General features: G+C 37.6%; 22 protein-coding genes. 21 read left to right on the plus strand and 1 reads right to left on the minus strand.

Features of this window, described 5'->3' with window-relative positions; genetic code table 11:
* Window positions 1-14 precede the first annotated feature (14 nt).
* The 7 genes from dnaE to ACP3VS_RS04025 all read left to right on the plus strand — a co-directional run bounded on the left by dnaE (window position 15) and on the right by ACP3VS_RS04025 (window position 9,377).
* Entirely contained in the window at window positions 15-3,098 is a 3,084-nt protein-coding gene (gene dnaE, locus ACP3VS_RS03995; protein WP_036164479.1) for a DNA polymerase III subunit alpha, read from the plus strand.
* Window positions 3,099-3,230: 132 nt separating this feature from the next.
* Complete coding sequence (locus tag ACP3VS_RS04000) at window positions 3,231-3,872, plus strand: FadR/GntR family transcriptional regulator (RefSeq protein WP_012295626.1); 642 nt, start codon at window positions 3,231-3,233, stop codon at window positions 3,870-3,872.
* 24 nt (window positions 3,873-3,896) lie between these two features.
* A complete protein-coding gene (accD, locus tag ACP3VS_RS04005; RefSeq protein ID WP_012295625.1) occupies window positions 3,897-4,754 on the plus strand; it encodes an acetyl-CoA carboxylase, carboxyltransferase subunit beta in 858 nt (285 codons plus the stop codon).
* Window positions 4,747-5,703, plus strand: coding sequence for an acetyl-CoA carboxylase carboxyltransferase subunit alpha (locus tag ACP3VS_RS04010; RefSeq protein WP_012295624.1), 957 nt, complete (start codon window positions 4,747-4,749; stop codon window positions 5,701-5,703). Before accD ends, ACP3VS_RS04010 begins: the two co-directional genes overlap by 8 nt.
* Before the next feature lie 311 nt (window positions 5,704-6,014).
* Complete coding sequence (gene pfkA / locus ACP3VS_RS04015) at window positions 6,015-6,974, plus strand: 6-phosphofructokinase (protein WP_031418625.1); 960 nt, start codon at window positions 6,015-6,017, stop codon at window positions 6,972-6,974.
* 26 nt (window positions 6,975-7,000) lie between these two features.
* Window positions 7,001-8,761 (plus strand): pyruvate kinase, encoded by a 1,761-nt coding sequence (gene pyk / locus ACP3VS_RS04020; RefSeq protein ID WP_031418626.1) that lies wholly within the window; start codon window positions 7,001-7,003, stop codon window positions 8,759-8,761.
* Window positions 8,762-8,987: 226 nt separating this feature from the next.
* A complete protein-coding gene (locus ACP3VS_RS04025; RefSeq protein WP_012295621.1) occupies window positions 8,988-9,377 on the plus strand; it encodes an FxsA family protein in 390 nt (129 codons plus the stop codon).
* Here the strand turns inward: ACP3VS_RS04025 and ACP3VS_RS04030 are convergent.
* Window positions 9,361-10,326: an AI-2E family transporter gene (locus ACP3VS_RS04030; RefSeq protein ID WP_426388400.1), complete on the minus strand. Its 966-nt coding sequence runs from the start codon at window positions 10,324-10,326 to the stop codon at window positions 9,361-9,363. The genes ACP3VS_RS04025 and ACP3VS_RS04030 overlap by 17 nt on opposite strands.
* Before the next feature lie 238 nt (window positions 10,327-10,564).
* Between ACP3VS_RS04030 and citZ the strand changes: the two genes are divergently transcribed.
* The 14 genes from citZ to coaE all read left to right on the plus strand — a co-directional run bounded on the left by citZ (window position 10,565) and on the right by coaE (window position 25,794).
* Window positions 10,565-11,680, plus strand: coding sequence for a citrate synthase (gene citZ, locus ACP3VS_RS04035; RefSeq protein WP_025114482.1), 1,116 nt, complete (start codon window positions 10,565-10,567; stop codon window positions 11,678-11,680).
* Window positions 11,681-11,759: 79 nt separating this feature from the next.
* Complete coding sequence (gene icd, locus ACP3VS_RS04040) at window positions 11,760-13,022, plus strand: NADP-dependent isocitrate dehydrogenase (protein WP_031418629.1); 1,263 nt, start codon at window positions 11,760-11,762, stop codon at window positions 13,020-13,022.
* 183 nt (window positions 13,023-13,205) lie between these two features.
* Window positions 13,206-14,144: a malate dehydrogenase gene (gene mdh, locus ACP3VS_RS04045; protein ID WP_426388401.1), complete on the plus strand. Its 939-nt coding sequence runs from the start codon at window positions 13,206-13,208 to the stop codon at window positions 14,142-14,144.
* A 283-nt stretch (window positions 14,145-14,427) separates the two neighbouring features.
* The gene (locus tag ACP3VS_RS04050; protein ID WP_008176852.1) at window positions 14,428-14,868 is read left to right on the plus strand and encodes a MaoC/PaaZ C-terminal domain-containing protein; all 441 of its coding nucleotides are present in this window, start codon (window positions 14,428-14,430) and stop codon (window positions 14,866-14,868) included.
* Between the two features lie 53 nt (window positions 14,869-14,921).
* Window positions 14,922-15,638, plus strand: a complete 717-nt coding sequence (locus tag ACP3VS_RS04055) for a response regulator transcription factor (protein ID WP_012295616.1) — start codon at window positions 14,922-14,924, stop codon at window positions 15,636-15,638.
* Complete coding sequence (gene pnpS, locus ACP3VS_RS04060) at window positions 15,635-17,167, plus strand: two-component system histidine kinase PnpS (protein WP_036164475.1); 1,533 nt, start codon at window positions 15,635-15,637, stop codon at window positions 17,165-17,167. Before ACP3VS_RS04055 ends, pnpS begins: the two co-directional genes overlap by 4 nt.
* 376 nt (window positions 17,168-17,543) lie before the next feature.
* Window positions 17,544-17,912, plus strand: coding sequence for a CidA/LrgA family holin-like protein (locus ACP3VS_RS04065; RefSeq protein WP_036162295.1), 369 nt, complete (start codon window positions 17,544-17,546; stop codon window positions 17,910-17,912).
* Window positions 17,909-18,622 (plus strand): LrgB family protein, encoded by a 714-nt coding sequence (locus tag ACP3VS_RS04070; RefSeq protein ID WP_012295613.1) that lies wholly within the window; start codon window positions 17,909-17,911, stop codon window positions 18,620-18,622. Before ACP3VS_RS04065 ends, ACP3VS_RS04070 begins: the two co-directional genes overlap by 4 nt.
* A 99-nt stretch (window positions 18,623-18,721) precedes the next feature.
* A complete protein-coding gene (gene hflK / locus ACP3VS_RS04075; RefSeq protein WP_031418636.1) occupies window positions 18,722-19,684 on the plus strand; it encodes an FtsH protease activity modulator HflK in 963 nt (320 codons plus the stop codon).
* Window positions 19,684-20,694 (plus strand): protease modulator HflC, encoded by a 1,011-nt coding sequence (gene hflC / locus ACP3VS_RS04080; protein WP_012295611.1) that lies wholly within the window; start codon window positions 19,684-19,686, stop codon window positions 20,692-20,694. The genes hflK and hflC overlap by 1 nt, the downstream gene beginning before the upstream one ends.
* A gap of 184 nt (window positions 20,695-20,878) precedes the next feature.
* The gene (locus tag ACP3VS_RS04085; RefSeq protein WP_031418637.1) at window positions 20,879-21,295 is read left to right on the plus strand and encodes a hypothetical protein; all 417 of its coding nucleotides are present in this window, start codon (window positions 20,879-20,881) and stop codon (window positions 21,293-21,295) included.
* A gap of 379 nt (window positions 21,296-21,674) precedes the next feature.
* Window positions 21,675-24,302, plus strand: coding sequence for a DNA polymerase I (gene polA, locus ACP3VS_RS04090; protein WP_325881775.1), 2,628 nt, complete (start codon window positions 21,675-21,677; stop codon window positions 24,300-24,302).
* A gap of 12 nt (window positions 24,303-24,314) precedes the next feature.
* Window positions 24,315-25,187 (plus strand): bifunctional DNA-formamidopyrimidine glycosylase/DNA-(apurinic or apyrimidinic site) lyase, encoded by an 873-nt coding sequence (gene mutM / locus ACP3VS_RS04095; RefSeq protein ID WP_012295608.1) that lies wholly within the window; start codon window positions 24,315-24,317, stop codon window positions 25,185-25,187.
* A 13-nt stretch (window positions 25,188-25,200) separates the two neighbouring features.
* Window positions 25,201-25,794: a dephospho-CoA kinase gene (gene coaE / locus ACP3VS_RS04100; RefSeq protein ID WP_325881774.1), complete on the plus strand. Its 594-nt coding sequence runs from the start codon at window positions 25,201-25,203 to the stop codon at window positions 25,792-25,794.
* The last annotated feature ends 103 nt before the right edge of the window (window positions 25,795-25,897 follow it).

Raw genomic sequence — 25,897 nt, forward strand, 5'->3', positions numbered from 1 at the left:
AGGAAGGGATTCATTTGACACATGTATACACAAAGATGCATACGAGCGCGGATTTATTGAAAAGCACAATTCGGCTTGAGCAATTGATTCCTTTTTTACTAGAACAAAAGACGCAGGCCTGTGCAATCGTAAATACGAAATTGTACGGGCTTTTGCCTTTTTGTAAAGCCATGCAGCAAGCAAAAATACATGCCGTCATGGGGCTTTCTGTTAATGTGCAATGGCATGACACAACGCTTCCTCTTGTACTGTATGCACAGTCTCAGGAGGGCTATCAACAGTTATTGAAAATTAGCAGTGCGGCTTCAATTAGGGAAGACGGAGTGCTACCTTGGAAATGGCTAGAGGGCTATGCAGCAGGCTGCTTGGCATTGCTTTCATCCGATGATTTAGCCGAATTAAAAGATTGGCATGGAGTAGTATCTGCCTTAGCTCATCTCTTTCAGCATCACTTTTATATGGGAATTACCAGACCTGGAGGGGTGGCGCTAGCTAATGAGAATGAGCTTGTAGAGTGGTGTGAGGGACAGAGGATTCCACTTGTAGCTGTTCAGAGCTGTTATTTTTTACGACCTGAAGATCATTTTGCATACGAAGTAGCAAGAGCAATCGATACGGGAGACAAGCTTGGAGATACGATGCTAACAGCTAAATTACAGGGTTATTTTGCACCAACAGCACAAGAGTGGCAAAGTTGGTTTACTGATCGACCAGAATGGCTTGAGACCTGTGGACAAATGCTTGCTAGCTGTCGTGCTATCATTCCTGAAATGTCTGTACAAATGCCTAAATTTCCTGTGCCAGTAGGTGAAACAGCTGAGAGTTTACTTGTTAAAGAAGCATTTTCTGGATTAGAGGAACGATTTAACCAGCTGGACATTCCGTATGGTTACCGAGAAAGACTACAATATGAGCTTGAAATAATATGTTCAATGGGCTTCGCTGATTATTTTTTAGTTGTAGCTGATTTTATGCGCTTTGCCAAAGACAATCGCATTTTAACTGGACCAGGTCGTGGTTCCTCCGCTGGGTCACTAGTTGCCTATAGTCTAGCTATTACGCAAGTAGATCCACTCGCCTATGGTTTATTATTTGAACGATTTTTAAACCCTGAACGGATATCCTTACCTGATATTGATATTGATTTTGTCGATAGTAAACGACATCAAGTGATTCAGTACGTTGCACAAAAATATGGTAAAGGCAATGTCGCCCAAATCATTACATTCGGTACATTGTCTGCCAAAGCAGTGGCTCGAGATGTCGCAAGAGTATTTGGTTTTGGTGCAGAGGTATTAGAGAAAATTTCAAAAATGATTCCGAATAAACCGGGGATTACATTGCAAAAGGCTTTAGAAGAATCATATGATTTACAGGGGTGGCTCTCTGAGGATCACCAGCATCAGCGTTGGTTCGAAGTAGCGCAAAAATTAGAAGGTCTACCTAGAAATTCTTCTACCCATGCGGCAGGCATCGTTATTGCTCCTTCCTCCTTAGTCAATACAGTCCCTATTGAGGATGGACATGAAGGCATATATTGCACACAATGGCCGATGGGTGATGTAGAGGCGAGTGGGCTTGTCAAAATGGATTTTTTAGGTTTACGCAATCTAACTATTTTAGAGCAAATTCGTTGGTCCATTTATAAAGCGGGTGGACCTTGGATTGATTTTGAACGAATTCCTATGCATGATGAAAAAACTTTTCAATTATTGCAAAGTGGTGATACATCAGGTATTTTCCAATTAGAATCGGAAGGAATGAAACAAGCATTACGAGACATTCATCCTACACAATTTTTAGATATTGTGGCTGTGAACGCACTTTATCGTCCGGGTCCAATGGAATTTATACCTGTCTATGCTAGACGAAAAGCCGGTAAAGAATTAGTGGTTATGCCTCACCCTGTGTTAGAGCCAATTCTACAAGAGACTTTTGGTGTTATTGTCTATCAAGAGCAGATTATCAAGATTGCCTCTGTGCTAGCAGGATTTTCAATGGGTCAAGCAGATTTACTTCGCCGTGCCGTTAGCAAAAAAAATCGTCAAGTCCTGGAGGAGCAACAGGTTACCTTTGTACAAGGGGCATTAAAACAAGGCTATGATCAGCATGTGGCGACAGAGGTGTATGAATTAATTGTCCGCTTTGCTGATTACGGATTTCCTAAAAGTCATGCTGTAGCTTATAGTATTATTTCTTATCAAATGGCTTATTTAAAGGCACATTTCCCTCAAAGCTTTTATGCTGCATTATTATCTAATGCAACGGGAAATGTAGATAAAATTCAACAGCTAGTACAAGAGGCCAAAGACAAAGGTATCCCGTTTTATCCACCTTCATTAAAGGACAGTACAAAATATTTTACGGTTGAGCAGGAGGGGATCCGTTATAGTTTAGCAGGGATTAAAGGCGTCCCTCATACTTTTATTGAAAGTATCAATACATTGCGCCAAACGAACCCTCAGGCATTATATAACCTTTTTGATTTAGCTGTGGCATTAAGTGCACAGCATTTTAAACCGAAAGTAATAGAATCATTAATTTATGCTGGAGCCCTAGATTATCTAGAAAAGGACCGTGCAGTACTAATCATGACAATAGATGCTGCCTTAAAACACGCTGAACTACTACGGCCAAATGAGGATATTGATATATCAACTGCTACAGAATTTAACTTTGGAAAGCCAAAATATATGCAAGTTGATGATATGCCACAAAAGGAAAAATTGATACATGAGAAGGAAAGTTTAGGCTTTTACATTTCTGCCCATCCGGTTACGCAAGAAAGACCATATTGGGCTGATGTGAATTGTACAAGTCGTGAGTTAAAGCAAATGCGAGATGGTACGTATGTGAAAATGATTGGTGTCATGGAAGAAGTAAAAAAAATTCGTACCAAAAAAGGGGAGCAGATGGCCTTTGTCCAGTTACAGGATGAGCATGGATCTGTTTCTGCTACATTATTTCCACAAGTTTTTCAATTCGTTCAAGATTTGTTAGTAGAAGATGAAATTCTGGTTGTAGAAGGGAATCTAGAAAGACGTTTTGGAAAACCACAAATTAAAGTAAAACATGCGCAAGCGACGAAAAAGATATGAAATGAAACAAGAATTAAGAAACTGCATTGAATTTTATGCAGTTTTTTCTTTACTTTTTAACAGTTATTCTGTAAGCTAGAGTCAACGTTAAAAAGTGGTCAGACCACTTTTCTGATAAGGGGAGTTAGTCGTATGGATAAAAAAACCGAACAAAAAAAAGTGTTTTTAGAAATCGTCCAACAACTACGTCAACTCATTAAAATGGAAAAAATACAAGCAGGTGAAAAGCTTCCCTCCGAACGAGTCTTATCGGAGCGTCTAGGTGTCGGGCGATCCTCTGTCAGAGAGGCATTGCGAAGTCTAGAATTACTAGGTCTTATTGAAACGAGGCATGGTGGTGGTACTTTTCTTGCTTCCACACATAAGCATCAGCTTGTAGAAATACTGTCGATGTTTATATTAGAAGATGAAAAATCGAAAAAAGATGTCGAATTTACGCGACAAATTCATGAAAAGGAAGCTATTCGCGTAATAAGTTGTACAGAGATTCTTCGCACACTACCTGTGTGGGATAGTTTTTTTGTGAAACTAGAATTAGAAGGTATGATTAATTGTCGTGATATATTGCGAGAACTTCTAATCACAACAGGCAATCGTTTATCATTAAAAATCTGGTTTCAGTTGGCAGCTTACGATGGCGACCGTTTAAATCGAAACTCAACAGAAGATGAAAAAATAATCATTCAAACCATGTTGAAATCGATGCAGCTAGGGTACGAAAAAGAAGCACTAAAAGCTTATGAGCAGTGGATGAGTACTGTACAAAGCACTTAGACAACAACAAAGGGGGAGTCAAACATGGCAATACGTAGCTTATTTAGTGGTAACCGAAAAAAGAAAGAGGATGGACAGGAAAAAGCATTTCCAGAAGGATTAATGACAAAATGTCCTGAATGCCGCCATATTCAATTAACGAAAGAACTAGAAAAAAATCATAAAGTGTGTACGAAATGTAGTCATCATTTCAAAATGACTGCACAAGAACGTGTAGACTACTTCTTGGATGAAGGTTCATTTGTTTCGATGGATGACCATTTACAAACAAGCAATCCATTAAACTTCCCAGCATATGTGGAGAAAATTTCAGCTGACCAAGAAAAAACGGGCTTGAATGAAGCTGTGCTAACGGGTGTTGGTACATTAGACGGAGAGGAAATTGTTGTGGCCATTATGGATTCTCACTTCCGTATGGGTTCCATGGGTTCAGTTGTGGGCGAAAAAATTACTCGTGCAGTAGAAAAAGCAACTGAATTAGGTGTGCCTTTTATTATCTTTACGGCTAGTGGTGGTGCACGTATGCAAGAAGGTGTACTATCTTTAATGCAAATGGCAAAAACAAGTGTTGCTTTAAAGCGTCATAGTGATCAAGGCTTATTGTTTATTTCTATTTTAACGCATCCTACAACTGGTGGGGTTTCAGCAAGCTTTGCCTCTGTAGGTGATATAAATATTGCAGAACCACAAGCATTGATTGGCTTTGCTGGTCGTCGTGTCATTGAAGAAACTGTAAGAGAAAAACTACCGAATGATTTCCAAACAGCCGAATTTTTATTAGAGCATGGCCAATTGGATGCCATTTTCCCTCGCAAAGATTTACGTAAACAAGTTTCATTACTTGTAAAAATGCATACGAAAGGCGGCGTGCAACATGTCTAAAAATTTAGCTTTTGAAGAACCAGTTATCCAACTACGAGAAAAAATTGATGAATTAAAAACAATTGCTACTGAAGCAGATGTAGATATGACAGGTGAGATTGAGAAATTAGAAACACGGTTATCACAATTAGAGCAATCTATTTATGCGAATATGAAGCCGTGGGATCGTGTGCAAGTAGCAAGACATCCAGAAAGACCTACTACTTTACAATATATTGAAGCGATATGTGAGAATTTTATTGAGTTGCATGGAGATCGTACTTTTGGTGATGATGCTGCAATCCTTGGTGGAATTGGTATTTTTGAAGGGCAACCTGTAACAATAATCGGACACCAACGTGGGAAATCTACAAAAGAAAATATACGACGTAATTTTGGTATGCCTCACCCAGAAGGGTATCGTAAAGCCTTACGTTTGATGAAGCAAGCAGAAAAATTCAAACGGCCAATTATTTGTTTTATCGATACAAAAGGTGCTTATCCAGGTAAAGCTGCAGAAGAACGAGGGCAAAGTGAAGCAATTGCTAGAAACCTTGTTGAAATGGCAGGCTTAACAGTTCCAGTCATCAGTATTGTGATTGGAGAAGGAGGAAGTGGCGGTGCCTTAGCATTAGGTGTAGCAAACCGTGTCTTTATGCTTGAAAACTCAACATATTCCGTTATTTCTCCAGAAGGAGCAGCATCGATTTTATGGCGTGATGGTAGCCTTGCTAAGCAAGCGGCTGAAGCAATGCGAATAACAGCACCGGATTTAAAAGAGCTTGGTGTTATAGATGGTATCATCCCTGAGATTATTGGTGGTGCGCATCGTAATGTAGCAAAACAGGCACTTTATATTAAAGAATGCATTAGCACTACACTTCATGCATTAAATTCTCTAAATGGAGAACAATTAATTAACGATCGTTATGAAAAGTTCAAAAAAATCGGACAATATACAGAAGTATAAAACCATTTTTTAAGGCTTTCTTTTGATAGCATCAACAATTATGGGGATATGAATTTGCTCGTTAAGAGACAAAAATTGTTTCTTAACCTATTAAAAAGCTATAAAAAATAAAGAAGCTAGGTACGCAATCTGAACGTCAGACTTCTTGAAAAAATGTTAGATTTAGGATGTTTTTGGATGGAAAGAGTGTGTGAAAGCGCATTCTTTTCATTTTTTATGTAAAAGTTATGTTTTTGTATCATCAGAACCCTTACATAGTTTGTTTTTTCATGTTAATGTGAATAATAATAGTAACTGCAGGAGGTTCGACAATGAAAAAAATTGCTGTATTAACTAGTGGTGGAGATGCGCCTGGAATGAACGCAGCTATTCGAGCGGTTGTTCGTAAGGCAGCATTCCATGGAATTGATGTTGTCGGAATTAAACATGGTTATGAGGGCTTAGTAAAAGGTTATTTAGAAGAACTTGATCTAGGCTCAGTTGGTGGTATTATTCAGCGTGGTGGTACCCATTTAAATTCTGCCAGATGTCCAGAATTTAAAGAAGATGCCGTGCAACAACAAGGAATTGAAAACTTACGAGCTGCCGGAATAGAAGGACTTGTTGTCATTGGTGGTGATGGTTCTTATAGAGGGGCTATGGATCTAGTGAAAAAAGGCTTCCCTGCTGTAGGTGTACCAGGGACTATCGATAATGATGTTCCAGGGACGGAATATACGATAGGCTTTGATACGGCACTCAATACAGTAGTAGAATCCATCGATAAAATCCGAGACACAGCTACTTCACATGAAAATTCCTTCATAGTTGAGGTTATGGGTCGTGATGCAGGGGATATTGCTTTATGGGCAGGGCTTGCTGCGGGTGCTGAAACAGTTTTAATTCCAGAAGAGGATTATGATTTAGATGATATTGTGGCACGCTTAGATCGTGGTGCAGCACGTGGGAAGAAGCATAGTATTATTATTGTGGCAGAAGGTGTTATGTCTGGAAATGAACTAGCTAAGCTGATAAAAGAAAAGACTGGAAAAGAAACTAGAGTTTCGGTGTTAGGTCATATTCAGCGTGGCGGTTCACCAACTGCACGTGATCGCGTATTGGCAAGTCAGTTTGGCGCACATGCAGTGGAGTTACTAATGGAAGGCAAGTATGGCCGAGCAGTAGGTATTCGCAATCATCAAGTTATTGATTATGATATGCCTGAGGCCTTTGAAAAGAATCATGAGGCAGATGTAAGTCTATACACGCTTATGAAAGAACTATCAATATAATTTGTTATAAACGGAGTGGGCAAAAAATGAGAAAAACAAAAATCGTATGTACAATTGGACCTGCAAGTGAGTCATCAGAAACATTAGAAAAATTAATTGAAGCAGGTATGAATGTAGCCCGCTTGAATTTTTCACATGGCTCTCATGAAGAGCATGCGGGGCGAATTCATTTAATTCGTGAAGTGGCACAAAAGTTAAATAAACCAGTAGGAATTTTATTAGACACAAAAGGTCCTGAAATTCGTACGCATAACATGAAAAATGGTGAGCTTCATTTAACAGCTGGTCAAGTGATTGATATTTCAATGACTGAAGTGGAAGGCACGGAGACAAGCTTTTCTGTTACGTATGAGCAATTAGTAGAAGATGTTGAACAAAACTCCATTATTTTACTTGATGATGGTCTTATTCAATTACGTGTATTAGCTACAGATGTTGAAAAAGGTTTAATTCATACGATTGTAGAAAATGCTGGTGTATTAAAAAATAAAAAGGGTGTTAACGTACCAGGTGTATCTGTACAGCTTCCAGGTATTACAGAAAAGGATGCACAGGATATTTTATTTGGTATTGAGCAAGGCGTTGACTTCATTGCTGCTTCATTCGTTCGTCGCGCCAAAGATGTACTAGAAATTCGTGAGTTGCTTGAGCAAAATGGCGGTGGGCATATCCAAATCATTCCTAAAATTGAAAACCAAGAGGGTGTCGATAATATAGATGAGATTATCCTTGTGTCTGATGGATTAATGGTAGCACGTGGAGATCTTGGTGTTGAAATTCCAGCAGAAGAAGTACCACTTGTACAAAAGAAATTAATTTTAAAATGTAATCAAGTAGGGAAACCCGTTATTACGGCCACTCAAATGTTGGATTCAATGCAACGTAACCCACGTCCAACACGTGCAGAAGCAAGTGATGTAGCGAATGCAATCATTGATGGTACAGATGCGATTATGTTGTCAGGAGAAACTGCTGCAGGTCTATATCCAGTGGAGTCAGTACAAACCATGAATAAAATTGCTCAACGTACTGAAAATTCGTTAGATTATAAATCGATTGTTTCTACACGTAGTCGTGAAAAAGAAGCCAATATGACAGAAGCTATTTCACAAGCAGTCGCGTATACATCCATTAATTTAGGTGTTAAAGCCGTATTAGCACCAACAGAAAGTGGTAATACAGCTAGAATGATTGCCAAATATCGACCTGGTGTACCAATTGTTGCAGTAACAGGCTCAACAAATACAGCCCAAACATTAACTTTAGTATGGGGTGTGCATCCAATTGTTTGCCAACGTGTTACAACAACAGACGAGATTTTAGAATTAGCTGTGGATGAAAGCTTGAAGCATGGTTTCGTCACACATGGTGATGCTGTTGTAATTACAGCAGGTGTGCCTGTTGGAGAAGCAGGAACAACAAACCTAATGAAAGTACACATTATTGGCGATTTACTTGCTCGTGGTCAAGGAATTGGCAAGGCATCCGTTGTAGGTAAAACGGTAATCGCTAAAAATGCAGCTGAAGCACTTGCTTATGATACAGAAGGAAGTATTCTTGTAACAGTGGGTTCAGACCGTGAAATGATGCCAGCAATAGAAAATTGTATAGGGCTAATTACTGAAGAAGGTGGACTAACGAGTCATGCTGCAGTAGTTGGACTAAGTCTTGGTATCCCTGTAATTGTTGGTGTAAAAGAAGCAACAACATTATTACGCCATGGTCAAGAAATTACGATGGATGCTGAAACAGGCGTTATCTATAAAGGACATGCTAGCGTTCTTTAATAATAAACAAAAAGCTCTAGTGTGATTTGTTGTACTAGAGCTTTTTAATAAGGGTTGTACAAATTAACTATATTAAGTGCTATATGGAAAGCTTCTTATTATATCTCCATTAATAAACAAAAGTGATTTGGTATTATTTGATGAGAGGCATTCATTTTTTTATGAAACTAAATGGGCTATAATAACGTATATAAGGTATACCTTTTCAAGTAGAAAGGAGAAAAATATGCGAAAAATTTTTCTTGGTTTCATTGTCTACGCATTAGCCGAATTGGCGTTATTAATAGTTATTGGACAAAACATTGGTGTTTTAAGTACATTATTACTCATTATTGTCACTAGTGTACTTGGGATTTATGTAATGAAAAATAAAGGTATGAATTCTGTCCAAAGTGTAAAAAATACATTAGCACGTGGAGAGGCTCCGGGATCTGCGTTGGTAGATACATTATTAACTTTTAGTGGTGGGCTACTTTTAGCATTACCAGGGTTTATTACAGATATTATTGGCTTACTACTGCTTCTGCCTTTTTCACGAAAAATGTTCCAACCAGTTGTCTATTATTGGATGCGTAAAAAAATGAAAAAAGGTCAATTTATTATCGTTCAAAGATAGAGTTTTCTTTTAGCTTAACTGCTAAAAATAAAAAGATTGGGCTAAGTAATATTCCATAAAAGCCAAATAATAGAATAGAGGCGGCGCTGATGAAAAATGTATGGAATGTACGTAATTGAAGCGTGTTGGACCAAAGCATGGAGTCAGCTAGCTGCCTTGTTAATTGTACAAATAAATACAATAGTAAAATGGCTACACATAAAAATGTATTACCATTGAAATAAAAATAAATACTCATCGGTACAAGAAATACACCAATACCGAAAAATGGCAGTACATCTGCAAATGCGACAATAAAAGCTTTAATAATAGCTTGTTCAAACTGAAGGATCATAAAGCCTCCACAAAGAATAAGTAAGGTAATTGTAAATAATTGAAATTCCACAAATATAAAATAATGAAAAAGTTGCATGATTTTCGCAAAATGTGATTGCCACTCATGACGATATTTCTTTGGCACATATTGAAAAAACCAATAGCGTGATTTACGTGTTTCAAGTAAAGCGAAATAATAAGCTACCAAGAAAATGAATACCTCAATGACATGTTTCATTAATAATTGAAAAAGATCAGCTGTATATATAATGATCGAATCAAAAATAGAAAGTGATTTCTCCTTTAAAACTTGTATAAACATCGATTCATATTCACTGAAAAGTGGGAAGTTTTGTAATGTATTACGTATCTCCGGAAAGATGACAATTACACTGTTGATGGATATGACAACAAGCAAAAAAATACAAGTTAAAATCAATACCTCCACAATTATTGCTGCTATCCAATAGGCGATCCTACAATATTTATGCAAAAAAATTATGATAGGATACGTCGAAAATGATAAAAAAATCGCGAGTGAAACTGGCAGCACGAACCAAAGTATGACTAAATAAAAGATAAACAGTAAAATACTTGTGGTTCTTTCGTATGAAAAATACTTTAAATTCCTCATTTTAACAAAATCACCTCAAATCATAATGTCAAAAAATACAAAAAAAACTCTTTAGGGCATATATATAGTCGTTCGGACGTCTTTTTCTTTATTTGGAGGATTTTCATTCACAAAGCTGTCAAAAATGATTATAATAGCAATGTAAGCGATTTACTTAATGGTTCATATGAGCAAAATCCGTAAATGCAAGAAAAAAACGCATTTACAACAAAATATAAATATGAGGGAGCGATAATTTATGTCAGCAACTAAAGGTTTAGAAGGTATCGTAGCAGCGGAATCTAAAATCAGTTCAATTATCGATGACACACTTACATATGTTGGTTACAACATTGATGATTTAGCACAAAATGCGTCATTTGAAGAGGTAATTTACTTGTTATGGCATACTCGTTTACCAAAAGCGGACGAGCTAGCTGAATTAAAACAACAATTGGCAGACAATATGTCAATTCCGCAAGCGATTGTCGACCAATTCAAAACATACCCACTTTCAACTGTACATCCAATGGCTGCACTACGTACTGCAGTATCTTTACTTGGTGTATTCGATGAAGAAGCGGATGTTATGGACCCAGAAGCAAACTACCGTAAAGCAATTCGTCTTCAAGCTAAAATTGCTACAGTAGTGACTGCATTTGCGCGTGTTCGTAAAGGTTTAGAACCAGTTTCACCAAAACCTGAACTAGGATATGCGGCAAACTTCTTATACATGCTTAAAGGCGAAGAGCCAGCAGATATTGAAATTGAAGCTTTCGACAAAGCATTAGTATTGCATGCTGACCATGAGTTAAATGCATCTACATTCACTGCACGTGTATGTGTAGCTACATTATCAGATGTTTATTCAGGGGTAACTGCGGCAATCGGCGCGTTAAAAGGGCCACTTCATGGTGGAGCAAATGAGCAAGTTATGAAAATGTTAACTGAAATTGGCTCACTTGAAAATGTTGAATCTTACATTCAAAATAAATTAGACAACAAAGAAAAAATCATGGGCTTCGGTCACCGTGTATATCGCAAAGGCGACCCTCGTGCACCACATTTACGCGTAATGTCTAAAAAATTAACTGAACTAACTGGTAAACCAGAGCTTTATGAAATGTCAGTTAAAATCCATGACATGATCGTAGAACAAAAGAAATTACCAGCTAACGTAGATTTCTTCTCTGCGTCAGTGTATGATTCTTTAGGTATTGATCATGACCTGTTCACACCAATTTTCGCAGTATCACGTACTTCAGGTTGGGTGGCACACATCCTTGAGCAATATGCAAATAACCGCCTAATCCGTCCACGTGCTGAGTATGTTGGACCAGGCATGCAAAAATATGTTCCAATCAGCGAGCGCTAATTTGGAAAATATGCTAGAATGTTTGGGACTGTGTTATCACTAACACAGTCCTATGATTATGAATTTAGGAGGCAACAGAATGTCAAACAAAATTGTAGTTGAAAATGGCGTACTTAATGTACCAAATAATCCAGTAATTCCTTTCATCGAAGGTGATGGAATTGGTCCAGATATCTGGGCAGCAGCATCACGCGTAATCGACGCAGCAGTAGAAAAAGCTTATAACGGTGAAAAGAAAATTGAATGGTTAGAAGTTTTAGCTGGTGAAAAAGCATTTAACCAAACTGGTGAATGGTTACCACAAGAAACTTTAGACAAAATTAATGAATACTTAATTGCAATCAAAGGTCCTCTTACTACACCAATCGGTGGTGGTATCCGCTCTCTTAACGTAGCATTACGTCAACAACTTGACTTATATGTATGCTTACGCCCAGTACGTCACTTTGATGGAGTGCCTTCTCCAGTTAAACGCCCAGAAGACGTTGATATGGTTATCTTCCGCGAAAACACAGAAGACATCTACGCTGGTATTGAATTCGAATCTGGTTCAGAACAAGCTCAAAAAATCATCAACTTCCTACAATCTGAATTTGGTGTAAATCAAATCCGCTTCCCAGAAACTTCTGGTATCGGTGTAAAACCTGTATCTAAAGAAGGTACTGAGCGTTTAGTACGTTCTGCTATTGAATATGCAATTAAACATAAACGCCCATCTGTTACTTTAGTTCATAAAGGTAACATCATGAAATTCACTGAAGGTGGATTCAAAAAATGGGGTTATGAATTAGCAGAAAAAGAATTTGCTGATCAAACTTTCACTTGGAATCAATACGATGCAATCAAAGCTGAACAAGGTGAAGAAGCAGCAAACAAAGCACAATCTGATGCTTTAGCAGCAGGTAAAATCTTAGTAAAAGATTCTATCGCAGATATCTTCTTACAACAAATCTTAACTCGTCCAACTGAGTTCGATGTAGTAGCTACAATGAACTTAAATGGTGACTATATTTCTGATGCACTTGCTGCACAAGTTGGTGGTATCGGTATCGCTCCAGGAGCTAACATTAACTATGTAACTGGACATGCGATCTTCGAAGCTACTCACGGTACAGCTCCAAAATATGCTGGTTTAGATAAAGTAAACCCATCTTCAGTATTACTTTCAGGTGTATTAATGCTTGAACACTTAGGATGGCAAGAGGCTGCTGACATGATCACTAAATCTGTTGAGCAAACAATTTCTTCTAAAGTTGTAACTTATGACTTTGCTCGTTTAATGGATGGCGCTACAGAAGTGAAATGTTCAGAATTCGCTAATGAGTTAATCAAAAACTTATAATTTTCTATTCTGATATAGAAATTTTCACGTAAAAGTGTGCTTATAAATGCCGATATAATTAGGGTAAAAGTGAATTTTCGTTAAATAAAATATTTACGATGAACTTGTTTAATCGAGGGAGTGAGATGTATTTCTCCTCCCTCTTTTAAAATATATAACCCCATTTTAAAGGAGCGTATTCAAATGTCTCTGAAACGTAAAAAATTATCAGTAATCGGTGGAGGATTTACAGGTGCTACAGCAGCGTTCTTAGCAGCTCAGAAAGAACTTGGTGACGTTGTATTAGTAGATATCCCTCAAGCAGAAAATCCTACAAAGGGAAAAGCTTTAGATATGTGGGAAGCAGCGCCTATACAAGGGTATGATGCGTATGTAAAAGGTACTTCCGATTATGCGGATACAGCGGATTCTGACGTAGTCATTATTACAGCTGGAGTAGCCCGTAAACCAGGTATGAGTCGTGATGATCTTGTACAAATCAACCAAGGCGTCATGAAAACGGTGTCCAAAGAGATTGCCAAACATTCACCAAATGCCACAATTATCGTACTTACCAATCCAGTGGATGCCATGACCTATACAGTCTATAAAGAAACTGGTTTCCCAAAAAATCGTGTGATCGGACAATCCGGTGTTCTTGATACGGCGCGTTTCTGTGCATTTGTCGCAGAAGAGTTGAATGTGTCAGTGAAAGACATTACTGGTTTTGTATTAGGTGGTCATGGAGATACGATGGTGCCTTTAACACGTTATTCGTTTGCAGGTGGTATTCCATTAGAATCATTAATCTCTTCTGAACGTCTAGAAGCAATTGTAGATCGCACACGTAATGGTGGTGCTGAAATCGTTAACTTACTTGGTAACGGTTCAGCGTACTATGCACCTGCTGCAGCATTGATTGAAATGGCAGAAGCTATTATAAAAGATCAGAAGCGTATTCTTCCATCTATTGCTTATTTAGAAGGTGAATATGGCTATAGCGATATATATCTGGGTGTTCCTACATTACTTGGCGAAAATGGTATTGAAAAAATCTTTGAGCTTGAGTTAACAGACAAAGAAAAAGAAGCTTTAGACCAATCGGCAGATGCAGTACGCAGCGTGATGAAAATTCTAGTTTAGGTTAATAATGTCCGACTCAAGGTGCTGTCCGTCAGAAACTTTAGGGGAGCATATCGATCTCTCTTTATTTCAGCTATTGAAAAAATATATAGCAGTGTCTGTGTATCTGAAGTTCAACAGTGGTACATGAGTATTTGCTGGATTAAGAAAACGAGTAGGTAACTCCTGCTCGTTTTTTTATGTATACGTGTTGTGAGACTTAGGGTACTTCGCTTTTCGTTGTACTTTTGGCATAAAATTGATACTATGAATGTAGTATGATAGAAAAGGGGTTGGCGTATCTTTGCTTCAAAAAAATAGTAAACTTGGTCTGACAATTGATGAAATTACAGTTGGCGAAAAGATCCATATCACTGAAAAGATTGAGGATAGGGATCTGTTGTTGTATTTGGGGCTCACGAATGATAGTAATCCACTATACATTCAACATGATTATGCGGCGATGACACCTTTTGAAAAACCGATTGTCCCGACCATCATGTTAAATGGTATTATTACATCAGCTGTGTCAAAGTATATTCCTGGACCAGGTGCACGAATTATTGAGCAACATTTAAAATATTTAGGTCCTCTCTATCATTATGAATTGTTTGATACGCTTTTAGAGGTAACAGCAGTTAATAAATACGAAAATACGATTACTGTGTCTGTTCACTCTTATAATGAGCAAAAGCAGCTTGTGATTGAAGGTATGTTGTTGGTGACACCACCACTTGCATTATAGACGTCTTGAGATTTGAAATGGGGGTTTCAAATCACTAACGGAGGCATTATATTATGACAAAAACGATATTAGTTATTGAAGATGAATTTTCAATCGCAACATTATTGAAATATAATTTAGAACAGGCTGGCTATTTAGTGGAAACAGCTGCGGATGGACAAGAAGGTCTGGAAAAAGCAATTGACATACAGCCTAATTTAATCCTGTTAGATTTGATGCTACCAAAACTAGATGGTATGGAAGTATGCAAACAAATACGTCAGCAGCGTATGAATACGCCCATTATTATGTTAACAGCAAAAGATGATGAATTTGATAAAGTACTTGGTCTAGAATTAGGTGCAGATGATTATATGACTAAACCCTTTAGTCCGCGGGAAGTATTAGCACGAGTTAAGGCTGTTTTAAGACGTTTTACACAAAATGTTGTATCAGATGAGAAAGATGAGCCTCAAGAGAAAATGTTTGAGTTTGGGCAATTGCGTGTATTTCCAGAGCGCTTTGAAGTCTTTTTACAAGATGAAGCATTGGAGTTTACACCAAAGGAATTTGAATTACTCATTTACTTACTAGAAAATAAAAATCGTGTATTAACACGTGATCAGCTATTAAGCGCTGTATGGAAATACGATTTTGCTGGCGATACTCGAATTGTGGATGTTCATATTAGCCACCTTCGCGATAAAATAGAGGAAAATAGTCGTAAGCCAATGTTTATTAAAACAATTAGAGGGCTGGGCTATAAATTTGAGGAGCCGAAAACGTCATGAAATCAATGAGCAACCGCTTATTTTTGACATTCATGTTTTTACTTGGAACGATACTAGCTGTCCTAATGATTGTTATAGGTCAGCTTTTTCCTGTTTATATCAAGCAACACAATGAGGAAGCAAATACTCATAAACAAGCATTAATGACTCAAATAATAGATGAACGCAAGATTCAACTTTCACAGGAAGATCAAGAAGCATTAATTGCATCACTGAGCTTGGATCAAGAGGATTCTTTGACCTTTGTGCGGGCGAGGCTCTATATCATATTGGCGATTCTCTTCACTATCACACTGATTTTAATCGGAATTGTCAGTCGCTATATGATTCGAAATTTTACAGCACCAATCGATAATGTTACGGAAACGGCTCTTGAACTTGCAAAGGGGAACTATCGTGCACGTGCACAGGAAAATGAATATGAACGCATGATACCATTAAGTCATTCGATTAATATTTTAGCTCGTAATTTACAGGATATTACGACTGTCCGTGAAGTAGAAGAAGAGAGGCTGAAAACGTTAATCGAAAATATGGGCAGCTCTCTCATGATGATTGGGCGTGAAGGCAATATTTCAATCGTAAATCGCGTTTTTTTAGAGCGATTTGGTATGCAGATTGATGAAGTTCAGGGAAAGGTCTTCCGGACAATTGGTTTACCCAAATCATTAGAGCAGTTTATCGATCACGTATTTCTTACAGAGATGCCTTATCGACAGCAGATTAAAATGGAGATAAAGCAGGAGCTATATAATAAAGAAGTATATGGAGCACCTGTAATAGGGGACCATGGACGATGGCTAGGCGTTGTTATCGTTATGCATGATATAACGGAGCTTGTCCGTTTAGAGCAAATTCGCAAAGACTTTGTTGCCAATGTATCTCATGAATTGCGAACGCCGATTACCTCTATTAAAGGTTTTTCCGAAACTTTATTGGATGGAGCCTATAAAGACGAAAAAATGTTAATATCTTTCTTAGAAATTATTTATAAAGAAAGTAATCGTCTTCAAATGCTCATTCAGGATTTATTAGAGCTTTCTAAGATTGAGCAGCATGGCTTCACGGTTAACATTATGCCAATGGGCTTGCAGGATGTGCTGATTCGTGGAGCAGAGCTAACAGCGCCACGCTTAGATGAAAAAAATATGAGCTTTCAAGTGGATATTGACGGTGACGTACAAGTAATGGGAGATGCCAATCGTATTATTCAAATAGTGACGAATTTAATTACCAATGCGATCACCTATTCCCCAGAAAATACAACGGTGTCTATTCGTTTAAAGGAAAATGAAACATATGGGATTATTGAAATTGAAGATCAAGGAATCGGCATTGAAAAGCATGAAATTGCCCGCGTGTTTGAGCGCTTTTATCGTGTTGATCGCGCGAGAAGCAGAAATTCAGGCGGCACAGGTCTAGGCTTAGCGATTGTAAAGCATCTTGTTGAGGCACATCATGGACGTATTCAAGTAGAAAGTGAAGTTGGAGTAGGGACAACAATGATTGTGATGATTCCGAAAAATTAACAAATCCTTTACATGAACAAAATGTTACATTCATATTTGGGGACTATACTTGTCAGTAGAAACCCCCTTATATGATTGTTAAGACTATAACCTAAAAAATCACTCACCATCTTTGTGTTGGGGGATTTTTTAATAACTGCTTTATTTTTCACTACAGGAGAATCTATTGTCTAATGATTAGGCAATAGATTCTTTTTTCTGTTTTACAGAGAGGGTAAATAGGTGTAAAGTATAGTAGCATAAAAGTTTAACATCAATCCATTGTAGATTGTTTGTCAAATTACAGCTTGAACAGTCAGTGAAAGCATAACTTCTTTTCATTTGAATCGTGTTTTCTGACTGTTGAAGCAGAGAAAAAAATGAGAGAAGGATGACCATGAAAATCGTCAAAAGTATCGTGCAAATTGGCTTTCTTTATTTCCTTTTATTGATTGGAAATAGTATTGCACGCCTACTTCACTTGCCGATTCCAGGGAGCATAATAGGACTCGTTCTATTATTTTTACTTTTACAGTTTCATATTATCAAGCTTGAATGGATTGAGCTAGGGGCAGCATTATTACTAAGTGAACTTTTACTCTTCTTCATCCCATCTGCTATTGGTGTCATCGATTATGATGCATTATTCGGTGTCCAAGGCATGAAGGTTGTATTGGTCATTGTTGGAAGCGCGATTATTGTGATGTTTGTAACGGGCTATACGGCACAATGGCTAGAACATCGAAAGAAGGGTGATACGGTATGAGTTTTGGGATAGCCGGTATTAGCTTACTTGGAACAATTATTATTTTTTATATTTGTAAAATGATTTATAAGAAATATAAAAAAGAATGGCTGACACCGATGCTGGTGACGCCAATTGTCATTATTATCTTATTATTACTAACAGGTATACCATATAAATCTTATAATGCAGGAGCCAGTGTTTTAACAAATTTACTAGGACCAGCAACAGTTGCTTTTGCGGTTCCTATCTATAAAAACATCAATTTATTAAAAAAACATGCCTTCGAAATATTTATAAGTATTGCGGTTGGTTCAACAGTTGCTATTATTTCATCTTTTATTATGGCCATAGTAGTAGGGTTAAACAATGAGCTTGTGCATAGTTTAGTGCCACGTTCAGTGACAACACCTATTGCAATGGACATTTCAAATATGATTGGGGGCTCCCCTACTCTAACAGCTGTCTTTGTTATGACGACAGGCATTTTAGGGAGCCTATTAGCACCTATCGTTATTAAAATATGTCGATTCCACAACCCATCGTCTAGAGGCTTAATGTTAGGAATGGGCGCACATGGGGCAGGTACATCAAGAGCTTTTGAATTTGGTGAACTAGAAGGAACATTTGCCAGTTTAGCAATGATTGTGGCTGCTTTAATTAGCATTGTATTAACCACAACCATTTTCCCAGTCTTTGAACATCTAGTTATTAATATCCTGTTACCATAAAAGGTAGCAGGATTTTTTTATGCTAAATTCACTATATTTTGAAACTTTTTATAAGACTTTCCCGTAAACATAAGTAAATAATAAAAGGGAGGAATAGACATGAGTGTGAAAAGGACACTAATGATGGTTGGACTTGGGATTTTTGGAGTTATTGCACTTATTACCGTATTTACATCTTGGTACACTGTAGATGAATCAGAACAAGCGGTTGTCATTACATTTGGTCGTGCCGATGAAATGGTTACAAACCCAGGACTACATTTTAAATTACCTTGGCCAGTTCAATCAGTTGAAATTTTATCGAAAGAAACGTTCAGTTTACAGTTTGGCTATAAGCAAAATAAGGCAGGAGAGCTAGAGGCCTATGATGCTGAGACAAAGATGATTACAGGCGATGAATATATTGTATTAACTGACCTTGTTGTACAATGGAAAATTACTGATCCTCGTAAATTTTTATTTAACGCGCAAAGCCCCGAAGAAATTTTACATAGCGCCACATCAAGCGCCATTCGTTCAATTATTGGTAGCTCTACAATTGATGCAGCATTAACAGATGGGAAGGCTGAAATTGAAGCAAAAACACGCGATTTACTAGTGTCCTTAATCGAAAAATATGATATTGGTATTGGCGTATTAGGTGTGAAGTTGCAAGATGTTGAATTACCGAACAAGGAAGTGCGAGCTGCCTTTACAGCAGTAACAGATGCACGTGAAACAAAGAATACAAAAACGAATGAGGCACAAAAGTATATGAATCAGCGTAAAAGTGAAGCTGAGGGTGAAAAAGATGCTATTATTTCCAAGGCACAAGGTGCAAAAACAGCCCGTATTGAGCAAGCTCAAGGTGATGTAGCTGTCTTTAATAAGATGTATGAGCAATATAAGGGGAATCAACAAATTACACGAGAACGATTAATTTTAGAGACACTTGAAAATGTTTTACCGAAGGCGCAAATATATATTATGAATGATGATGGTAGTACAATGAAGTACTTACCGCTACAGCCATTACAGCCTCAGCAGCCACAAACAGATAAAAAAGAAGGGAGTGGGAATTAATGGACCAAAAAAATAAGGACCTTGACAAATTCCTCAATTTTTTATCAGGAAAAAGTAAAAAAAAGGCTCCAACAGACGGTAACTCGGGAGACAATGTCGTGAAAATGGAGAAAAAAGGCACGCTCAATCCTAAAAAATATCTGTCTCTTGCCATTACATTAACAATTGTCTTTGCGGCAGCCCTTACTATCTTTGCTAATGTTTATATTGTAAAGGAATCTGAGTATGCCGTTGTTCGCCAGTTTGGAGAGGTAGTAAAATTTGAACGAGATCCAGGCTTAAAAATGAAAATTCCTTTTATTCAAAGTGTTACACGATTACCAAAAAATCAGATGACCTATAATATTTCAGAAGAAGAAATTAATACAAAGGATAAGAAACGAATTATCATCGATAACTATGCTGTTTGGCGTATTACGGATCCAAAAGCTTTAATATCGAATGCAGGTACACTTAGTAAGGCAGAGACTCGAATGGAGGAGTTTATTTACTCAGTAATTAGAACAGAGCTAGGGCAACTACGATACGATGAAATTATTAATGATGAAAATTCCTCACGAGGAAGCATCAACGATCGTGTAACAGAGCGAGTTAATGAATTGTTACAAAACGACAAATATGGCGTAGAAGTAGTGGATGTACGTATTCGTCGTACAGACTTACCCGCTGAAAATGAACAATCTGTATTTACCCGTATGATTTCAGAGCGTGAATCAACGGCTCAATTATATCTTTCTGAGGGGGATGCAGATAAACGACGTATCGAAGCGCAAACTGATCAACAGGTGCAGGCAATGTTAGCTACAGCGAATAAGGAGGCATCCATTATTCAAGCTGAGGGAGAAGCAGAAGCTGCAAAAATATACAATAAATCATTTTCTCAAGATCCTGAATTTTACTCCCTATACCGCACGCTAGAATCCTATAAGAAAACGGTTGGAGAGGATACGGTCATTATTTTGCCAGCGTCATCACCTTATGCGAAAATTTTATCTGGTTATTTAAAATAATAGATAGTAAAGTCGTCTCTCCTATTAGGAGGGCAACTTTTTTAAAATATGAAAATTATAAGTATCCATACAATTGGATTGTTATATTGTGAAAATAATAGAAACTTACAAATTTCTATTCCCCAACCGCCTATAATTTGATAGAATAATAATGTTTAAAAAAGAACTGTTGGGGGTAATAGTTGTGAAATTAAGAATTAGCACATGGCTCCAAAATGTAGGAATTGCTTGTAGTATAGCGTCGTTATTGACTCTTTTTTTCCGCCTATCTGATTTTGCATGGATGACAAAGAGTGTTTATCATATACCTGTATTTTTTGTCAGTATCTTTTTAGTGAGTATTATTATTGCGAATGATGTAAGAAATCTGTTTAAAAAGTTGTTTTGGTATGAAAAACGGAAGGTCAAGCGTCCTATATGGCAAGTCGGTATTGGCTTTATTTTCTTTTTAGCACAAATTAGTGCTGTGATGGTATTTAGTAAAGAGTTAACACAGCCACAGCTTGGTGGAATGCCATTATTTTTAGTATTTGCCTTTATGAATGCATTTATCTTAACGATTATATATGAAGAAATTTTTTATCGAACAGCTAATCAATAAATCCATTATAGAACTTTCATTCAAAGGAGTTTTCTCCACGAATGAAAGTTTTTTACGTTTTTTGCATTGAATACGTAGAATCATCTACCCTGTTAATATGGAAATAATTAACTTTCTTTACTGTTCAGAGAAGGTCGATAACTGAACGCATTCTATTTTGTATGATCAGTAAAATTTCACTGATTGGCTTGTCGCTATAGATTGAAATCCAGAAGTAATGGATAGGATTTTAAAAGTGACGGGTAAAACCAAGAGAATGACGGATAGCGACTCGAAAGTAGCGAATATCCAAGGGGATGACCGTCTGCTTTTTTTTACTTGAAATGTATTGTTATGATAAAGTAGAAGGAAGTAGAAGACAACGCAGGAGGATCATATTATGACAAAAGAAAAATTACTATTATTGGACGGTAATAGTTTAGCATATCGCGCGTTTTTTGCGTTGCCATTGTTGACGAATGATAGTGGTATTCATACAAATGCTGTATACGGCTTTACAACAATGCTACAAAGAATATTAGAGGAAGAACAACCAACGAAAATTTTAGTGGCTTTTGATGCAGGAAAAACAACTTTCCGTCATGAAACCTTTACAGAATATAAAGGTGGACGACAAAAGACTCCACCAGAATTATCGGAGCAATTCCCTTATATACGAAAGCTAATTGATGCTTATGGAATAAAACAATACGAGCAAGATTTATATGAAGCGGATGATATTATCGGGACGCTGGCGAAAGAAGCTTCATCACAGGATATGGATGTGATTATCGTTTCTGGTGACCGTGATTTAACACAGCTTGCGACGGAGCAAGTAACAGTTTATATAACGAAAAAGGGGATTACAGAAATTGAGAGAAATACTCCGGCCTTTATTGCAGAAAAGTACGGTTTAACGCCGCTACAGATTATTGATATGAAAGGCTTAATGGGTGATTCTTCAGATAATATTCCTGGTGTGCCAGGTGTTGGTGAAAAGACTGCCGTCAAACTATTAAAAGAGCATGGCTCCGTTGAGGCACTTTATGAGGCGATGGATACATTGAAAGCTTCTAAAATGAAAGAAAAGCTGGTAGCCAATGAAGAGCAGGCTATTATGAGTAAGAAACTGGCAACGATTTATACAGATGCACCAATTACCATTTCACTAACTGATCTCGCTTACAACGGACCAAATGAAGAAGAATTAATGAATGTATGGCGTGAGCTGGGCTTTAAATCACTGCTCGAGAAAAGTGATTTTACAGTGCAAGAGCAAGAGCAAACACCTTTTGATTTTGAACAAGTTCAAGAAGTACGCCAAGAAGACTTACAAGATGTGATGGCTGTGCATGTGGAGCTAGAGAATGAACATTACCACACCTGTGCGCTACTAGGGATGGCATTATCTGATGGAACAAAGACTCAATACATTCCTTTTGAGATTGCGGCAAAATCAGATATACTACGTCGCTGGTTAGAGGATTCATCAAAAATAAAATATATGTCTGATTCCAAAGCGTCTAAAGCGGCATTAAAACGAGCAGGTATTCAATTAGCTGGCGTTGATTTTGATTTAGTGCTTGCTTCGTATATTAATAATCCCGGACTTAGTGGAGATGATGTTGCCACTCTTGCAAGAGAGCTTGGGTATTATGATGTACAAGCAGATGAAACGGTCTATGGAAAGGGAGCTAAACGTGCTGTACCTGAAATAGATAAGCTTGCTCAGCATGTTAGCCGAAAAGCCTATGCTGTATGGTCATTACAGCCGAGGCTAGAGGCATTATTAAAAGAAAATGAACAATTTGACCTTTATAAAGAGTTGGAATTGCCTCTGGCAGCCATTTTAGGTGAGATGGAAAGTGAAGGCATTACTGTTAACCGTGCCACGCTAGAAAAAATGGGACAAGAGCTTAACGATAAGCTTGTCGTACTTGAACAAGAAATTTATGCGGAGGCAGGAGAAACCTTCAATATTAATTCACCAAAACAATTAGGTGTTATTTTATTCGATAAATTGGGCTTACCTGTTATTAAAAAAACGAAGACGGGCTATTCGACGGCTGCTGATGTATTAGAAAAATTAAAATCAGAGCATGCCATTATTGAATATATTCTGTTATATCGTCAGCTTGGTAAATTACAATCTACTTATATTGAAGGGTTGCTAAAGGAAATACATGAAAAGGATAGCAAGGTGCATACTCGTTTCCAACAAGCTCTAACCGCCACAGGACGACTAAGCTCGACAGATCCAAATTTACAAAACATCCCTATCCGTTTAGAGGAGGGACGTAAAATCCGTCAAGCATTTGTCCCTTCAAAAGAGGATTGGATCCTGTTTTCTGCGGATTATTCGCAAATCGAATTACGTGTACTCGCTCATATGTCGGAAGATAAAAACCTTGTAGAGGCCTTCCGTGAAGGGATGGATGTTCATACACGAACAGCGATGGATGTATTCCATGTATCCGAAGAAGAAGTTGATAGTAATATGCGTCGTGCAGCAAAGGCTGTGAACTTTGGGATTGTTTATGGAATCAGTGATTATGGTCTATCACAAAATCTAGATATTACCCGTAAGGAAGCGGCAACTTTTATTGAGAAATATTTCGCTAGTTTCCCAGGCGTCAAACAGTATATGGATGATATTGTGCAAAATGCGAAGTTCAATGGCTATGTCACAACGATTTTAAATAGACGTCGGTATTTACCAGATATCACAAGCTCGAACTTTAATTTAAGAAGTTTTGCTGAGCGTACGGCTATGAATACCCCGATTCAGGGAAGTGCTGCGGATATTATTAAAAAAGCAATGATTGATATGGATGCTCGACTAAAAAAGGAAAATATGCAGGCAAAGCTACTCTTACAAGTGCATGATGAATTAATCTTTGAAGCACCTAAGGAAGAGATTGCGATGTTAGAAAAAATTGTACCAGAGGTAATGGAAAATGCGATTGAGCTTTCCGTACCGCTAAAAGTAGATTTTAACCATGGTTCGACATGGTATGAAGCAAAATAAGGAGGGGTTCAAATGCCTGAGTTACCAGAGGTAGAAGGTGTCGTCCAGGCATTGAAGCCAAAGGTTGAAGGACGTACAATTCAACATGTTCAGCTATCTGAAAGGGTACACTTTTCTTTTAGTGAGGGGAAACAATGTATTGTTAAACAAGCGGAGCCTGATGCATTTGAATTAACATTGTCTGAAATGACGATTACAAAAATTGAACGACGTGCGAAATATATTTTCTTTCATTTATTGAAAGATGAGGTTCCTTATGTTCTTGTTAGTCACTTAGGAATGACAGGTGCATGGTTTGTTGTAAATTCACCAGAAGACATCAATGAAGCCAAATTCCAAAAGCATATACATGCAACATTTAAGATGGCTGATGGTGGTTACTTAATTTATTCAGATATACGACGTTTTGGTGAACTACGATTTTTGGCAAAAATTGAAGATCATATACCATTAACAAAAATGGCACCAGAGCCCTTTGATGAATTAGCGTGTGAATTTTTTATAACAAAATCTACATTACCGAAATATGCGAATAAGGCCGTAAAAGAAGTGATTATGGATGGGCAAGTCATTTCGGGTTGTGGCAATATTTATGCAACGGAGGCGCTATTCGCTCAGAAAATTCATCCTGCACGAAAAATGAACCGCATAAGTGAGAAGCGCAAACGAGCATTATTTGAGGAGATCGTTGCTGTTTTACGTCAAAGTATTGAAGCAGGTGGTTCAACTATCTCTGATTATCGAAATATTAATGGGGAAGCTGGGAGCATGCAGAATCGTTTGAAAATGTATGGAAAAAAAATATGCCCCGCCTGTGAAACAGCAACAAGTCAAATGACGATTGGTGGGCGGACGTCGTCTTTTTGCCCAAATTGTCAACATTAAAGGGGATTTAACAATGATTATCGGACTTACAGGAAGTATTGCAAGCGGAAAAAGTACAGTAGCAAAAATGATGCTCGAACTAGGATTACCGATTGTGGATGCAGACATTGTAGCGCGAGATGTTGTCGAACCAGGAACGGAGACATTGGCATTTATTGCAGAAAACTTCGGCCAAGATATTTTACTAGAGGATGGCAATTTGAATCGGACAATGCTTGGAAATATTATTTTTCATGAGCCAGCCAAACGAAAAATTTTAAATGATATTATGCATCCGGCCATTAGAAAGGAAATGCTACGTCAACGGGATGCCTATTTAGAGAGCGGTCATGAACATGTTGTCATGGATATTCCCCTGTTATTTGAAAGTAAGCTTCAGCATTTTGTAGAGCGTATCATTGTAGTGTCGGTAAGTGAAGAGGTTCAGCTTCGACGTTTAATGGAACGCAATCATTTAACAAAAGAGGATGCCTTGGCGCGCATGCATTCACAGTTGCCTATGTCTGTGAAAGAAAAGGGAGCTCATGCAGTCATTTATAATAATGAGAATCTGGAAAATACAGAGGAACAATTAAAGAAAATTCTAGCTTTCTGGGGTGTAATTTAAATGGCTTCAGACTAAAAATGTGTAGCAAGTACATCTTGCTACACATTTTTTTATGGGTGAATGCCATAATAAGAGATAATTTTTCAGAAAATAAGAACTTTAA

It is taken from the genome of Lysinibacillus sp. VIII_CA (assembly GCF_049943995.1).
Classification (GTDB): domain Bacteria; phylum Bacillota; class Bacilli; order Bacillales_A; family Planococcaceae; genus Lysinibacillus; species Lysinibacillus pinottii.